Source organism: Streptomyces sp. OfavH-34-F, from assembly GCF_022347745.1.
Taxonomy (GTDB): Bacteria; Actinomycetota; Actinomycetes; order Streptomycetales; family Streptomycetaceae; genus Streptomyces.
In genome coordinates, this window is the sequence record NZ_JAKRGC010000015.1 from 18,022 (window position 1) to 32,417 (window position 14,396).

At 70.7% G+C, this 14,396-nt stretch carries 11 protein-coding genes; 9 read left to right on the forward strand and 2 right to left on the reverse strand.

The genetic code is table 11. From position 1 onward, the window contains the following. Positions 1-254: 254 nt before the first annotated feature. From MHW47_RS05175 to MHW47_RS05200, 6 genes are all read left to right on the forward strand, one after another. Complete coding sequence (locus MHW47_RS05175; RefSeq protein ID WP_239221427.1) at positions 255-1,172, forward strand: helix-turn-helix transcriptional regulator; 918 nt, start codon at positions 255-257, stop codon at positions 1,170-1,172. After that, positions 1,169-1,375 carry a DUF397 domain-containing protein gene (locus MHW47_RS05180; protein WP_239221428.1) on the forward strand — a complete coding sequence of 69 codons (207 nt, stop codon included), beginning with the start codon at positions 1,169-1,171 and terminating at the stop codon, positions 1,373-1,375. Before MHW47_RS05175 ends, MHW47_RS05180 begins: the two co-directional genes overlap by 4 nt. A 484-nt stretch (positions 1,376-1,859) precedes the next feature. Continuing rightward, the gene (locus MHW47_RS05185; RefSeq protein WP_239221429.1) at positions 1,860-2,570 is read left to right on the forward strand and encodes a DUF4232 domain-containing protein; all 711 of its coding nucleotides are present in this window, start codon (positions 1,860-1,862) and stop codon (positions 2,568-2,570) included. Between the two features lie 489 nt (positions 2,571-3,059). Then, a complete protein-coding gene (locus tag MHW47_RS05190; RefSeq protein ID WP_239221430.1) occupies positions 3,060-3,554 on the forward strand; it encodes an HIT family protein in 495 nt (164 codons plus the stop codon). Between the two features lie 682 nt (positions 3,555-4,236). Beyond that, positions 4,237-6,810, forward strand: coding sequence for a DEAD/DEAH box helicase (locus MHW47_RS05195; protein ID WP_308381430.1), 2,574 nt, complete (start codon positions 4,237-4,239; stop codon positions 6,808-6,810). Further along, positions 6,810-7,838, forward strand: coding sequence for a hypothetical protein (locus MHW47_RS05200; protein ID WP_239221432.1), 1,029 nt, complete (start codon positions 6,810-6,812; stop codon positions 7,836-7,838). Before MHW47_RS05195 ends, MHW47_RS05200 begins: the two co-directional genes overlap by 1 nt. On the opposite strand, the gene MHW47_RS05205 is transcribed toward MHW47_RS05200, so the two are convergent. After that, entirely contained in the window at positions 7,828-11,598 is a 3,771-nt protein-coding gene (locus MHW47_RS05205) for a hypothetical protein (RefSeq protein WP_239221433.1), read from the reverse strand. The genes MHW47_RS05200 and MHW47_RS05205 overlap by 11 nt on opposite strands. Positions 11,599-12,596: 998 nt before the next feature. On the opposite strand from MHW47_RS05205, the gene MHW47_RS05210 reads away from it, so the two are divergent. The 3 genes from MHW47_RS05210 to MHW47_RS35905 all read left to right on the forward strand — a co-directional run bounded on the left by MHW47_RS05210 (position 12,597) and on the right by MHW47_RS35905 (position 13,574). Further along, on the forward strand, positions 12,597-12,836 hold the full coding sequence (locus MHW47_RS05210) for a hypothetical protein (RefSeq protein WP_239221434.1): 240 nt from the start codon (positions 12,597-12,599) through the stop codon (positions 12,834-12,836). A 289-nt stretch (positions 12,837-13,125) separates the two neighbouring features. Further along, positions 13,126-13,365, forward strand: a complete 240-nt coding sequence (locus MHW47_RS35900; protein WP_308381433.1) for a hypothetical protein — start codon at positions 13,126-13,128, stop codon at positions 13,363-13,365. After that, entirely contained in the window at positions 13,344-13,574 is a 231-nt protein-coding gene (locus MHW47_RS35905) for a hypothetical protein (RefSeq protein ID WP_308381435.1), read from the forward strand. Before MHW47_RS35900 ends, MHW47_RS35905 begins: the two co-directional genes overlap by 22 nt. 229 nt (positions 13,575-13,803) lie before the next feature. Here the strand turns inward: MHW47_RS35905 and MHW47_RS05220 are convergent, their stop codons facing one another. Further along, on the reverse strand, positions 13,804-14,325 hold the full coding sequence (locus MHW47_RS05220; protein ID WP_239221435.1) for a hypothetical protein: 522 nt from the start codon (positions 14,323-14,325) through the stop codon (positions 13,804-13,806). Between the last annotated feature and the right edge of the window lie 71 nt (positions 14,326-14,396).

Consider the following 14,396-nt stretch of genomic DNA (forward strand, 5'->3'; position numbering starts at 1 on the left):
GAGAAGCTTCGCCGCCGGGGCCGCGAACCGCTCGTGCAACTAGCCTGCTTCACAAGGCAATTAGGATTCAACGGAATCCCCCTGGAATCCTCCGCGAGGACTAAAGTGGCAAGTGCCAGAGCGTGCAGATGGCCCGGTGCGCCGGTCAGATGGCCCCTAGTGCCGATCGCATGACGCGAACGGCCGATCACATGGCCCACTGAACCGAGCAGATGGGCTGGTCTGCCGAGCAGATGAGCTGCGACACTCAGCGCATGCCACATGAGGCGCGCGCCTTCGCCAAGGAGGTAGGCACATTGGCCGGTCCAACACGACCGACTGCACGCAAGATTGCGCTCGGTCAGGAACTGCGACGGCTCCGCGTCTTGAGCGGCATGAGGATCGAGGACGCTGCCGTCCGCGTGGGCTTTTCGGAAGCCATGCTCCAGCGCATCGAAACGGGGCTCTCGGCTCCCCGCCTGGCCCAGCACCTCACAGCCCTCCTGGAGGTCTACGGGATCGAGGAGCCGAACCCTCTTGTCGAAGAACTACTTGCCATCCAGCGCGAGGCGTCCAGCCAGGAGTGGATCTCCGAGTTCAAGGACGGCATGACGCCCACCCAGATGCCGAAGTTCGTCGGCATCGAGGAGGTGGCGAAGACAATCCGCGCCTACCACCCGTTGTTGCCGTGGGGCAGCCTCCAGACAGAACCCTTCGCTCGCGCTCTGTTCGCCATGCAGCAGCCGGTACTGGAAGCCCCGTCCGAATCCGTGGAGAAGGCCGTACAACTGCGGATGCGCCGACGAGGGTTCATCACCCGCGCGGAGGACCCCGTCGCGCTCGTTGCCATCATCGGGGAATCCGCGCTTCGGCAGGTCATCGGCGACATAGACGTGATGCAGGAGCAGTGCGCCGAGCTGATCAAGCTGTCAAAGCTCGACAACGTCACCATCCAGATTCTTCCGACGACCGGAAAGCGATATCGCTTCACGGCCGACTTCAGCATCCTGGACATGGGGGACGAGCTGCCCCCGCAAGTCCAGGCCGACAACGCGTGGGGAGCCCTGGCCATGTCCGGGAAGCCCCGCGATGTAGGGGTCTTCACCAGACGGTTCGAGAGGCTTACCGCCTCCGCACTACCCCCGGAGGAGACCGAAGAATATGTCCGCAATCTAGCGCGAGAGATCAAATGACCAACACCAATGACCGACTCTCCGTTCCCGAGAACCCCCAGTGGTTCAAGTCCTCCTACAGCGAGGGCAGCGGGAACGCCTGCGTGGAGGTCGCACTTCACCCCCACGCAGTCCGCATCCGCGACTCCAAGGACGTGTCCCTCCCTCACCTCCATCTGTCCGCCTCGTCGTGGTCGGCGTTCCTGAACCACACCACGCACTAACCTGCACCGCGATGCGATGGGCCCCCCTCTGGGAAGAAGAGGGGGGCCCATCGGCGTTCAGCATCATCGCCATTCGAACACAGCGAATCATCTTCGTGCACTCAAGACCAGCCCGTGTCAGACCCTGGCACTACTGGGTAAAGGGCGGATGCTTTCTCTCGCCACACAACACGCAAGGGACACCAGTGGTGCCAGAGCCGAGAACGGACTCGACTTAGAAACGCGCAGCCGGCCGCCCCACCAGGTTCACCTGCCCTGGCCCTGGCCTAGGGTCTGTCGTTTGAATCATCGTGCGGACCGGGGGAAGGGTGGGCTCCGCCGTGTCGGGGGGACGGCAGCGGGACGCAAGCGGGACGGTAGCCGGGCGTGAGCGGCGGACGAGATGCTTCACATGTCAGCAGGTCAAGCGGGGTAGCGGCACCCTGCGTGTTCCGGGCCGAGGCTGCACCTCCGTACTCGACCGCCACACATCCGGGGAATTCACATGCGTACGACGTTCCACTTCCGCAGGCGCACCGCCACCATCGGCGCGGCGCTCACCGCCGTCCTCACCCTCGCCCTCACCGCCTGCAACGGCGACGGCACCGCGCTGGGCGGCGGGCAGGCCGGCTCCACCGCGTCGGCGGACAAGGCGGGCGGCACCGGCGGCTCCGGCGGGGCGGGCAAGACGGATCAGAACTCCAGCACCGGCGGAAGCAGTCAGGGCACCGGCTCCGGCACCGGCGGGAGCGGCCAGGACACCGACCCCGACGACATCGGCAAGGGCATGGCCGACGTGTGCCGCTCCGTCGTGCTCGACGCCTCCGCCGTCGACAACACCTCGGACGAGACGATCGGCATCGTCACCGTGACCTTCAAGAACTTCGGCAGCGCCGGCTGCCGCATCAACGGCTTCCCGGGCGTCGACATCAAGACGTCCCTGGGCGACACCTTCTCCGTGGACCGCAACGGCGAGCAGGCCGCGCCGCAGGTCCTCCAGGAGGGCGAGACCGCCGCCTTCAACATCACGTACCCGGTCAACAACACCGGCGGCACCGGCGTGAAGCTGACCGACCTCGTGGTGACGCCCCCGAACGAGGTCGAGTCCTTCACCCTGAAGTGGCCGGCGGGCACGATCCCCGTCACCTCCTCCGTCCAAGGCGAGAGCGACGGCGGCGTGAAGATGGAGGTCAGCCCGGTGCGCAGGGTCAGCTGACCCCGCCCCGCGATCCGGTCCGGAACCCCAAAGAGCCGATGTCGATGGCGGCCGTCACCGGTCACCCCGAAGGATGCCGCGCTGGTGACCGCGACAGGTTGATCTTGACGAGCTCCCGGGCCTCACGCCGGGTTAAGCCGGCCTTGCGGTGGGCGGGGCGCGCCGGTAGAAGGGCGGCACTGGGCACGCGTGGCATGCGGTTGGAGACCTACCACCTTCGAGTGACCTGCGTTCACGCCGGGCAGGGCGAGGGGGCCGATCGTGAGGTGATCAGGCGAGCCGGGGGACTCCAGCTCGGCAGCGAACCAGAGCCGGTGCTCGGGCGGCCAGAAGGTCAGCGTGCGCGGCATTCCCTCGCTGCCGTAGATGGTGCCCTGACGACGGCTGTTTGCGCGCGAGCGAAGGGCTGTCGATGCGCGTGTTTGGCGGCAGCGGCCGGGCATACGGTGTCCACTACGGGGAGATCCCTGTTTCTGTGGAGGGTGTGCCATGTCGTCGGTGGGCCGCAGGCTGTTCGATCTGGAGGCGTACGAGGCCAGGGCCCGTACGGGGCCGTGCTTCGTGTGCGCGTTCTTGAAGGGTGAGCCCGGCTACGAGCACGAGCTGGTCTATGAGGACGCGGATCATGTGGCGTTCCTGGACCGGTGGCCGACGCTGCCGGGCAAGCTTCTCGTCGCGCCCAAGGCGCATGTGGAGGATGTGGTCAGCGGGTTCTCTGACGAGGGCTACATGCGGATGATGCAGGCCGTGCGCCGCGTGGCGCTCGCGGTCGAGGAGGTGCTGGCGCCGGAGCGGGTCTATCTGCTGTCTCTGGGCTCGCGGCAGGGAAATCCGCATGTGCACTGGCACGTCGCCGGCCTGCCGCCCGGCACCCCGTACGAGCAGCAGCAGTTCCGCGCGCTCATGGCGGAGAACGGGGTTGCCGATGTGGCGCCGGCCGAGACCGCGAGGATCGCGGCGGAGTTGCGCCAGCGCCTTGTCTGATGTCCGGCCCTCGGGGTCAGTGGCCTTGCCGGCGGGCCGTGATCGCGCTCTGGGCCGCAAACGCGGCGGTGAGGTTGCGGGCGGAGTCGGTTTCGGTCGCGATGCGGATGGCGTCGGCGGCGTGGCGGGCCGCTTGGTCGAGGTCGGCGGAATCTTCCAGCTCACCACCGACCGGCCCCCGCGGCCGAGCCCAGCCTGAAGGCGCTCATGGCCGCCGCCCGTACAGCCGGCCCCGTACGCCCCTCCACCCTCTCCGGCATCAGCCAGCACCGTCCCTGGCTGGATCAACACCGTCGACGAACGAGCGCAGGAGGCCGGGACCGCCTGACAACGGCCCTCCTGCGTCAGTGTCACTCGATCGGGTCGTCTCCTAGGCTTTTTGCGGCGAAGGGCTGGACGCCACGGCACAATTCGGCTTCTAGTCCGTCTTCGGTGCAAGAGGGCCGCGTTTTCAGGGGAGTTCATGGGTGTGGGTCGCTACCGCTTGATCGACTATGCGGCGGTGTTCGACCCTGCCGATCCTCCGCGGGCGGGTCGGATGGTGTTCTTTCGGCCCGTGGCGTCGATGGGGGTGCCCGAGAAGGTGACCGTTCCTGATGGTGCCGTGCTCGGGGAGCGGGAGACAACGGTGTTGCGGGCGGGCCGCAACGGGGTCCGCTCCGCCCGGGCACCGTACTGGTGGATGCCTGTGGACGCCGCGCTGCCGGTGCTCGCGCGCAGCCGTCTGGACGGTGACGGTGAGGAGAGCTGCCGGTTCTGGGGGGCGGCCGCGTTGTTCGCCCTCCAGTTGCTGGCGCGCGGCCGACTGCGCGCGGATGTCACGGCTGCGGGCTTCGACACCTGGCGCAGTGCCGCTGAGCTTCCGGATGAGGAGGAGTACTTGGGTGTGCTCGCCAAGGCGATGCCTCCGCAGGCCCGTGCTCTGCCGTTCGGTACGACGGGCTATCCGCCTGCGGTTCCCGAGCGCTCGTTCCTGCTCAGAAGTTTCCTCGACGCGGCTGCCGACTCCTTCAGCCGCGTCGAGGGCGGCTCCGGTCCGTACGCGGCACTTCCTCCGCAGCATGTCCCGCATCTGGTGTTGGGAGCAGGAGGGCAGGGGCGGTCTGCGGGGGCCCCGGTCAGTGTGCAGATCTCGTTGCGGCTGGAGATCGAGGACGTCAGCGACACCGGTGTGCGGGCCGTCGTCCAGGTGCAGGACGTCGACCCGCCCCAGGACCTGGTGGATGCCGGCGCGCTGTGGCGTCGCCCGGCGCCGCCGGGATCGTCGGACCTGGCGCGGCAGGAGGGCACGATGGTTGCGCTGCGCGGTGCCGCGCGTGCGTGGCCGCCGCTGCAGCGCCTCCTGGACGCGCCGGTGCCGGACGCTCTGGAGGTGTCCGGTGAGGAGGTCGACGATCTCTTCGGCGACGCGGTCGATGCTCTGGTCACGGCGGGCTGTGCGGTGCACTGGCCCCGCGATCTGGTTCGCTCGCTGACGATGCGGGCCGTCCTGGGCCCGAAGCAGGCGGGCGCCGCACCGTCGGGCCGGCTGAGTCCGGACGCGCTGCTGGATTTCCGCTGGCAGGCGGCGCTCGGCAAGGACGGGGATCTCACCGAGGGCGAGATGGACCGGCTGGCGGAGGCCAAGCGTCCCTTCGTCAGGCTGCGTGACCGGTGGGTCCGTGTCGACGCGGCGGTGCTGCGCAAGGCCCGTCACCGGAAGCTGGCCGACCTCACCGCCTTCGACGCGGTCGCGGCGGCGCTGACCGGTCAGGTCGACGTGGACGGCGAGGTGATCGCCGTGGAGCCGGCCGGGTGGCTGGCGACGCTGCGCACCGTCCTCACCACCCCGGTCCCCGACACGGCCCCTCCCAGGGCCCTGGCCGGGACGCTGCGCCCCTACCAGCGGCACGGCCTGTCGTGGATGCGGCAGCTCACCTCGCACGGGCTGGGCTGCTGTCTCGCCGACGACATGGGCCTGGGCAAGACGATCACCTTGATCGCGCTGCACTTGATCCGGCAGGAGAGCGAGGCGACCGGCGGGCCGACGCTCGTCGTCTGCCCGGCCAGCCTTCTGGGCAGCTGGGAGCGGGAGATCGGCCGGTTCGCGCCGTCGACGGGCGTGCGCCGCTTCCACGGCCCGGGCCGCACCCTGGAGGGTCGCGACCAGGCCGGTTTCGTCCTGACCACCTACGGCACTGCCCGGCTCGCCTCCGAGCAGCTCGGCGGGGTGGACTGGTCGCTGGTCGTCCTGGACGAGGCGCAGCACGTCAAGAACGCTTCCTCGTCCACTGCCCGCGCCCTGCGGACGATCCCCTCCCGCGGTCGCGTCGCGCTCACCGGCACGCCGGTCGAGAACGACCTCTCGGAGCTGTGGTCGGTGCTGGACTGGGCCACCCCCGGGCTCCTCGGCCCGCTCAAGACGTTCCGTACCCGCTTCGCCCGGGCGATCGAGACCCACCGCGATCCGGTCGCCACCGCGCAACTCTCCACGCTGATCCGGCCGTTCGTGCTGCGCCGGCGCAAGTCCGATCCCGGGATCGCGCCGGAGCTGCCGCCGAAGACGGAGACGTCCCAGTTCGCGTGCCTGACGCGTGAGCAGGCGGTGCTGTACGAGGCGGTGGTCCGCGAGACGATGACCAAGATCGAGGCAGCCGAGGGCATCGCGCGCCGCGGCCTGGTCCTCAAGCTGCTCAATGCGTTACGGCAGATCTGCAACCACCCCGCCCAGTACCTGAAGGAGGCGAACTCCCCGCGGCTGGCCGGCCGCTCGGGGAAGCTCGACCTCTTCGACGAGCTGCTGAGCGTCATGCTCGCCGAGCAGCAGGCGGTGCTGGTGTTCACGCAGTACGTCGAGATGGCCAAGCTCGTCTCTGCCCGCCTGGCCCAGCGGCACGTCGATCACCGCCTCCTGCACGGCGGCACGCCGGTCGCGAGCCGTCCCGCCCTGGTCGACTCCTTCCAGGGCGGTGACTTCCCGGTGTTCGTGCTGTCGCTGCGGGCCGCTGGAACGGGCCTGACCCTGACCCGGGCCCAGCACGTGGTCTTCCTGGATCAGTGGTGGAACCCGGCGGTGATGGGGCAGGCCGCCGACCGCGCCTACCGGATCGGCACCCGTCACCCCGTCCAGGTCCACACCCTGATCAGCGAGGGCACCGTCGAGGAGCGGATCGCCGAGCTCCTGGCCTCGAAGAAGGACCTCGCCGACGTGAGCGAGGGGTTGACCGAGCTGGACGACGAGCGGCTCTTCGACCTGATCGCGCTCCGGAGCAGCTGATGCCCCTCACCGACAACACCCCCGCCCGGATGCGGTTCACCCCCTTCGCCCCGCTCCCGGACGGCGAACTGTGCGAGCGGGCCGGGGGCCGGCTGTGGCTGGACGCGCTCGCGCCCCGCGCCAAGAACACGAAGGGTCCGTTCACCCGCGCCCGCGCGTACGCGCGGACCGCCGCAGTGAGCCACCTCGTGATCGAGCCCGGCACCGTCCGGTGCCTGATCGACGAAACCAGCGGCTCCGCCCCGTCCTCGCGCAGCTACGCGACGCAGCCCCACCCGACGCTCCACGTTCCGGTGCTGGACGAGGGGCAGTGGCGCGACCTCACCGTCATCACCCGCCACCTCGCCGGCCGGTTCGCACGGCTGCCCGCCGAGGCCGTCCTGGAGGAGGTCGCCGCCACGGGCGCCCGCAACGGCATCCACCTGCTGCCAACCTTCGACCAGTGCCGCACCTCGTGCGGCTGCTCCAGTCGCAGCGACCTGTGCAAGCACATCGTCACAGTCGTTCTCCAGGCGGCCCGCTGCCTCGACGAGATGCCTCTCGCCCTGCTCCTGCTGCGCGGCCGCTCTCCCGTCGCCTTCTTCTCCGGGCTCCAGGACTCCGACCACCCCAGCCTCCTTGGCGGGCCGAGCCGGCTGCCGGATCCGCCGGCGGCCTCCGCCCAGACCGTCTACGACCGGTGGCAGCACGCCGCCCGGCCCCTGCCCCCGGTCCCCGATGCTCCCGAACAGCCGGCCGTACCGGTGCTCCCCGCCGGTGTATTCGAACCGGGGGTTCTGGCAGGGCTCGCTGCCGGGACCGTCCAGCGGGCCCACTCCCTCCTGCAGTCCCTGACCGGAGCCGAACCCGCGGCAGCGACTCTGCCGGCGGGGCGACCCGAAGAACCCAGCCGCGCCGACGCCGCACCGGCCCCTCTCCAGCGCGCTGAGATCCCCCTTCAGCAGCGTCTTGCGGAGCTCCAGCAGGCCACGGGCCTGACCAGGGCGCAGCTCGCCGAGGCGGTGCGGGACTGGGGTCTCAGCGACTGACCGGTGCTCCTGGCTGTCCCGGGCCGTTCCAGCCGGGCAGGGGGTCGCCCGGCGCGGCCAGAATGGCAGCCAGGTGATCGGCGGTGGTGTAGGCGACCTGGGGGTCGGCGAGGAATGCGGCCGTTTCGACGGTACGGGTGACGATGAGTGGAACGGCCCTCCAGGCGAGGCGGCTGTCGGCGCCGCACAGGTCTGCGGCGGCGGCCGCGTTGTCGCGGATGACGGCGGTTTTGGCGAGGAGTTTGTCGATGTAGGGCCCGAACCGCTGGATGCGTTGGAGGAGGTGGTGGATGGCCGTGCCCTGTTCGGGGTTCTTCGCCTCGATGATCCACAGGCGGGCGGTGGCGGGGTCGGCGATGAGGAGGTCGATCTCTCCGGGAAGGTGGTGGATGCCGTGCTGTGCGGCAGTCTTCTCCAGCAGCCGGGCGCGGTGGGGCAGGCCGGCGGCGCGGGCGACGTCTTCGATGTCGATTTCGAGCTGCTGGTCGAGAACTCGGCGGTGGCGGCGCAGGGCGTCGCGGACCGGCGCGGGCAGGTCGGGATGGGGGAGTCGGCCGTTGTCGAGGTAGGAGCCGTACAGCTCGGCCGAGGTGGTCAGCAGCCAGGGCAGGAGCAGGAGACGGCCGTCGTGCTCGATGAGCGGATGGGTCATGGTGCGGGCGCGGCGTTCGACCTCGGTGTAGGGGTGGGGTCGGTCTGTGTCGGCGTTACCCGGGTGAAGGCGTAGTCGGTCGACGGCGGCGGCGAGTTCGGCCTTGGGCAGCTGGGACCACACCGCCGCTTCGGTGGTCAGCTCGGCCGGAGTGACGGTCGCGGTGCCGTCGGGACCGGTGGGCCAGTCTGCGGCGGTGGAGAGAACGGCACGCAGTGCTGCGAGGCCGAATCCCCAGTGCTGGTGGAGGAGTTGGTCGGCTCGGTGCAGAGGGCTGCCGGTGATCAGGGTCGGCGCGCTGTACGGCAGCGTTGTGCGCCGGCCGGCGGGGGCGAGCGCGTCAGGTGCGACCGGGTCTGCGGGGGTGTCGCCGCGGGCGCGGACGCGGGCGAGGAAGTCGGCGTCCCGTGCACGGCCGTGGGCGTCGGCGTCGAAGCCGAGATGAATCAGCACGTCCGCATCGTGCTGGGTGGGCGCATCGTCCCCCTGGCCGCCATGGTTCTCGTCAGCGGTGAGGGTGACGATGCCGGTGGGGTGGATGGTCAGGTGGAGGTCGTGGAGGCGGCGGGCCGCGGCGACTGCGGTGATGCCGCAGCGAAGGACGAGCTCGGCGAGCGCAACCAGGTCGGCCACGGCCAGGGTGTCAGGCGGCCGGTTGCCGTTCGGTGGGTGAGCAGTCGCGTGTTGGAGGAGCAGTTGGAGCGCGGTGGTGACCGTGGCGTACTCGTACTGGCGGCGTCCGGTCTCCTGATCCCAGTTCTCGTCCCAGGGCAGAGCGAGGTTCACCACGGCCTCGTGCCTGCGGCGGGTTCGCTGTGCGAGGGCGGCGTTCAGCTGCCGGGCGAGTTCGGGGACGAGGTCGGGCCGGTGGCTGCGGATCTGCTGGTCGAGCAGGGTCTCCAGAGTGTGCAGGAGCTGGTCGCCGGGGCCGCCGGCCCGGTAGGCGTCGGGGCCGTGCCAGGTGCCGGCGGCAATCCGGGCGTCGCGGACGGCGCCGGCCACGATCCGAAGGGCGCGTACGTGCACGTGAGGCGAGCGCGGCAGACCGAAGGCCGGTGTGGCGGGAGGCTGGGTGGTGGGGCCGGTGAACAGCCGCAGCACGGGCAGGGCCGCATCCCAGGCGGTGGTGAACTCCAGCCGGCCGATGCCGGGCGGGGCTGAGCGACCGGCGCGGACGGTGGTGGTGAGGTGATGCAGCAGTTGGCCGAGAAGCTGGTGGCCCGGGCGCCCGTCGCCGGTGAACCCGGCGATCAGCACACGGTCGAGCACAAGGCCTATCCGGGCGGTGTCCGCATCGGCGCAGACGTGCACCGGCCACCGCTCCCCCGCACCGCTCCCCCCGTCCTCGGGGCCCGGCCCCTGAGCGGGCCCGGCTGGTTCGGCCCACTCGTAGGAGGGCGGGGTCTCGGTGATCTGGATGGTCAGCGGGGCTCCGTCGGGAAGGGTGGTGTGGGCTGCCAGGACCGGATGTGGGGCAAGGGTGGAACGGATGCTGTCGGCGAGCGCGGCCATGGATGGCGCGTCCAGGAGGGTGCCCGGCTCGGGGCAGGGGGCGGCCTGGACCACCAGAGGCGGTGCAGTGCTGACCCGGACCAGCATCCCCCCGCCCCCGGCAGAGGTGTCGCCGGGCTCCAGCAGGTCTGCGTACGGGCCGGCCGCCCCAGGATCGGGTTCGGTCAGCCGTGCGAAGCGCCAGTCCAGGGATGTGGGGAGCCCGGCGGCGGCCAGCACATCATCGACCCGTGCCCAGTCGGCGGCGCGCTGCCAGGACATGTCGTGTCCGGCAGCCGGGACGACGGCCACCTCGGGGCGGTACGGGCCGGGGAGCAGGAGGGTGCCGTCGCGGTGCCACTTCTTCCAGGCGTCGAGCGGCTCGTGACAGGCGATCGCGTCCACGCCCGGGTGCGCGGTCAGCTCTGCGACGAACAGGGCCAGCAGAGACGGGTCGCCTTGGGCATCGGCCAGGACCTCGGCGAGTTCCTCGACGTGCAGGTAGGCGGTGTCGGTGATCACCTCGGGCCCCAGAGTCTCCGGCCCGCCGTAAACGACCAGCCGGCCCCTGCCCTCTCCGGCCGGGGGCAGGATGGTGCGGGCCTCCTCGATCCGGACCGGCAGACCGCCGGGAAGCCCGGATACGACCGCGGTGTCGTAGCGGAGGCTGTCGGAACCGATCACTTCGACCGGCTCGGGGTGCACCGGGGCGTGGGTGAGACCGAGCAGTTGGGCGGCGCGGTCGACGGTGAGCTTGTGCAACAGCTGCTGCGCGGCGCCCGCGTCGGGCAGGTCAGTGGTCAGTCCGGCGGCGGCCGCGGCGAGGGTGTCCAGTGCGGCGGAGACCGGGACGAGACGGTGGCGGCCGTATGCGCGGACGGCGAGGACCGGTCCGAGCAGCGGGGTGCCCGGGTGGTAGCGCAGCGGCATCCGGTGCAGGTCGGCGGTCAGCCAGGCAAGGGCCCGCCGGGCTCGTTCCGGTTCCCGGCATCGGCCGGCCAGAACTTCTGGGTCCAAGTCGGCGAGCGCTCGTGCCGCGGCCACCTCGGCGGGCAGGACGCCGCACGCGAAGCCGTCCGCGCGTTGGTCGCCTTCGGGCCGGGGCCACGCCGGAGCGAGCGCTTGGACGACGTGGTCGGTGTAGTGCAGTACCAGCTCCAGTACGTCGGTGAGGGTGAACCCGCGGATCGCGGCGAGCTGGTCGTCGACGGCGAGCGCGGTTGTACGGATCTGCCGCAGCACGATCAGGGGGTGGTCGAGCTCGCCGGGGTGGACCAGCAGTCTCCGGCCGGCGACCTCGAAGCGCACCAGGGCGCGCGGGTCGCGCGGCTCTGCCTCGGTCATAGTCATCCGCCCCGGTGCCGCGCGCATGGCGGCCTCGACCAGCCTCGGCAGGTCCTGAGCGTCGGCCTCGATTCCTGGATGCGCCGTCCCGCGCAGCACCCGTGTCCACAGCAGGAGCAGGTGGTCGTGGAAGCGGGCGCAGTTTGGGGAGGCGAGCGCCGCGTCCAGCAGAGTCAGCAGCGAGGTGGTCGAGTACCGTCGCAGCACCTGGTCGACGGGCTTCCACCGCACCGCCCGCAGCTGCCCGGACGTGGGCCGCTCCACCGTCGTCATCGCATCCCCTCACATTCAAGGCTGGTCTGGTGCTGATCGTGGCAGGAACAAGGTCCGGGCGTCGGACGTTTCGGGCGACAGCGCCTACCCGGGTCCATGCACCTCCTCGTCCCCGTCGTTCTGCTCCCGCGCGCCCGATGTGAGGTGGCCGGTGAGAATCAGCAGGTGCGCCTGTCCCCTCCTCTGGAACCGATGCTCGCCCGGTCCGTCACCGCACTGCCGGCGGCCGGGTCCGAGGGCCGCTGGGAGCACGCCGCGGACCAGCGCGAGAAAGAGGAAGCCGCGGCGTTCGACCGGCGGCAGACCCATCTGGACGGCGTTCCCCCGGCGAGCCGGAAAGTCCGGCGGAGGCCGACCTCACCTCGGCCGAGGCCGCCACGGACGAACCCAGCGTCGACCCGGATGCCGCGGCCGGCCCGGCGCGCGCACGTGAACACCGTCCTGGACTGGGCGTCAGGGCCCGCGACAACCGTCCCACCGTGCGGACCCGTAACTGTTCGGGGCGCTGTGTGACTTCTTCACCCGGGCCATCGATCTCCCGGCCAGATGGACCCCGGCGACGGACAGCGCCACGCCAGCGACCCCTCACGGGCACTGTCCACCTGCTTGTCCAGCACTTGGAGGAGGCCTGGACCTGGAGGACCTGCCCGAGCTGGAGTTGCCGCAGACGTGGGTGGCGCCGGTCGGTGACGCGGTGGCCGAGTGCGTCGCCCAGGCGCTGCGCTCCAGCCGCTGGTTCACGGCCGCCGCCTCCATACCGGGCCCGGTCGGTCGGCAGGTCGGGTTCCTCACTGTGTTCGGCGGGAGAGGCTCTCCGCCTGGGTGACGTGTCCGGGGACGGCGCGCAGGGGTAGGGGCTGAAGGGACTCAGTGCGGCAACTTCCGCAGTGCGCATCCGGCGCCTGGAGACCCGGTTCGGCGGTCGGACCGTCCGCTACTGGTCGTAGACCCACCCGTGGCCGATCCGTCGGCACCGGCGTGTAGAGCCGGCCGTTCGGATGGTCGATCTCTTGGTGGATCAGCCGGGCGAGGCTGCGCTCGTGTACTTCACGGTGACCGGCCTCGATGCCACCGAGGTACTGCCGGCCGCGGTCGCGGGGCAGGTGCGCGGCCAGCGAGGCGGTGACCGCGTTCGCAGTCAAGTGGCGAAGCCGTCGCCCCGCCGCCCGGCCTCAGGCCGGGCGGCGCTGGCCGACCTTCTTGCCGGGGTGCGCCACGGGGTCCTGAGCGGGGCCTGACCTGCCGGAACCGGTTGATCCCGTGGCCGGTGCAAGGCCGGCCGGGCCAGCACGACGCTCGCGGTGACGCCCCCGGCCCGCCGTGACGCTGCCGGACGCCCCTGTGTCATGCTGCCCCACCCCGGCGCTGACGTGCAGTTTCCTCCCTCAGCTCCTGACCGTGCGTACGCTGGTGACGCTCCGATGCCCCATCTCTCCGGTCCTTCTCTTTTTCTTCCCTCTTCTCGTTTCAGAGAGATGAGGCTTGAGAGCGTCATTGCGTCATTGCTATGCCGGGATAGTGCGAAAGATGCAGGTCATTGCGGGTGCTGGCGGGAGTCGCGGTGCGTCATGGGCAGCGTCAGAACTGCGTCACCGGCAGCGCCGCCGCCTGCCGTTGGGCCAGGGCTGGAACCGTCGGTTCGAGGCGGCCGATTCGGTCCGGGAGTTCCGCTGGGCCAAGGGCGGGGAGGGTTTCGCCGGTCTGTACTACTCGGTCACGGTGGGCGCCCATGTGGGCTACAACTCGTGGCTGGAGCGGATCGGCTGATCCTGCTGGGCCGCGATCCCGAAGTGGTCGGGAACGCGTCGCAGCCGTTCTGGCTGCACTGGCACGACGGGAAGCGGCGGCGCCGGCATGCGCCCGACTTGTTCGTGCGGCTGTCAAACGGCCGGGGCCGGGTCGTGGACGTGCGGGCCGGCGACCAGATCGACCGGGGCGGCCGCCGAGACCTTCACCGCACGCCTCGCGTGCGGTGAATTGCCTCGAGCCCTTCTACCTGCGTGCCTACTTCTGCGACCCTCCCATGACGGCCGGCCCCGTCAGCTGGTCCCGCCTCGCCGCCGCGACCGGACGGGACCTCTTCGAACTCCAGGGCGTCCTCGGACGCAGACCACCGCCGCCAGACCTCCCGCTCTGCGAGTCCTGCGGCCGCCCGCCCCGGGCGAACGTCGAGGCCGGCCCGCGGTCAGCCCACGTAGTGCCTGTTCACCCCGCTGCCACGGCCGGAACGTTCGTGCACAACAAGCCGAGCTGGCCCTCTATGAGAACCCGGACGCGATCGAGGACGACGTTCCCGAAGCGCACCACAACGCGGCATTGACAGCATGACGCTGTGTCTCGATTCTTCGGGCTATGACGAATCCTCAGCACGCCCGCGCGGTTCCCGGTGTCCTTGGTGACGACCAGGCCGCCGCGCTGGCCCGCCTGCTCGACCGCCATGGCGCCACACTCGACGACGAGCGCCGACACCGGGCGAATGCGAGCATCCCCGTCGCCCTGCAAGCGGTCATCACTGCCCAGGCCCGCCACATCCTGCAGCGAGAACCGGTCCACCGCGCCGATGAGTCCGATGTCCTTGACGCCCTGTCCCTCATCCGCGCAGCGCGCGAGGACATCGACCAGGCCGAGGCCGCACTCCTTCTCGCCGCCCGGACAGAAGCCGCCGACGGCAAGCCCCTGCTGACCTTCCGCAGGATCGCCACTGCACTCGACCTGGAGTCCGAACAAGCCGCCCAGGGTCGTTACCTACGCCGAGTTGGCCGGCCGAACGCCTCCGCCGCCCGACTCGGCGAACCCTC

What these genes read in the sequence shown, in the direction of transcription:
- MHW47_RS05175 (WP_239221427.1), top strand. Translation starts at nt 255, where the DNA reads ATGCCACATGAGGCGCGCGCCTTCGCCAAGGAGGTAGGCACATTGGCC.
- MHW47_RS05180 (WP_239221428.1), top strand. Translation starts at nt 1,169, where the DNA reads ATGACCAACACCAATGACCGACTCTCCGTTCCCGAGAACCCCCAGTGG.
- MHW47_RS05185 (WP_239221429.1), top strand. Translation starts at nt 1,860, where the DNA reads ATGCGTACGACGTTCCACTTCCGCAGGCGCACCGCCACCATCGGCGCG.
- MHW47_RS05190 (WP_239221430.1), top strand. Translation starts at nt 3,060, where the DNA reads ATGTCGTCGGTGGGCCGCAGGCTGTTCGATCTGGAGGCGTACGAGGCC.
- MHW47_RS05195 (WP_308381430.1), top strand. Translation starts at nt 4,237, where the DNA reads ATGCCTGTGGACGCCGCGCTGCCGGTGCTCGCGCGCAGCCGTCTGGAC.
- MHW47_RS05200 (WP_239221432.1), top strand. Translation starts at nt 6,810, where the DNA reads ATGCCCCTCACCGACAACACCCCCGCCCGGATGCGGTTCACCCCCTTC.
- MHW47_RS05205 (WP_239221433.1), bottom strand. Translation starts at nt 11,598, where the DNA reads ATGACGACGGTGGAGCGGCCCACGTCCGGGCAGCTGCGGGCGGTGCGG.
- MHW47_RS05210 (WP_239221434.1), top strand. Translation starts at nt 12,597, where the DNA reads ATGGTCGATCTCTTGGTGGATCAGCCGGGCGAGGCTGCGCTCGTGTAC.
- MHW47_RS35900 (WP_308381433.1), top strand. Translation starts at nt 13,126, where the DNA reads ATGCAGGTCATTGCGGGTGCTGGCGGGAGTCGCGGTGCGTCATGGGCA.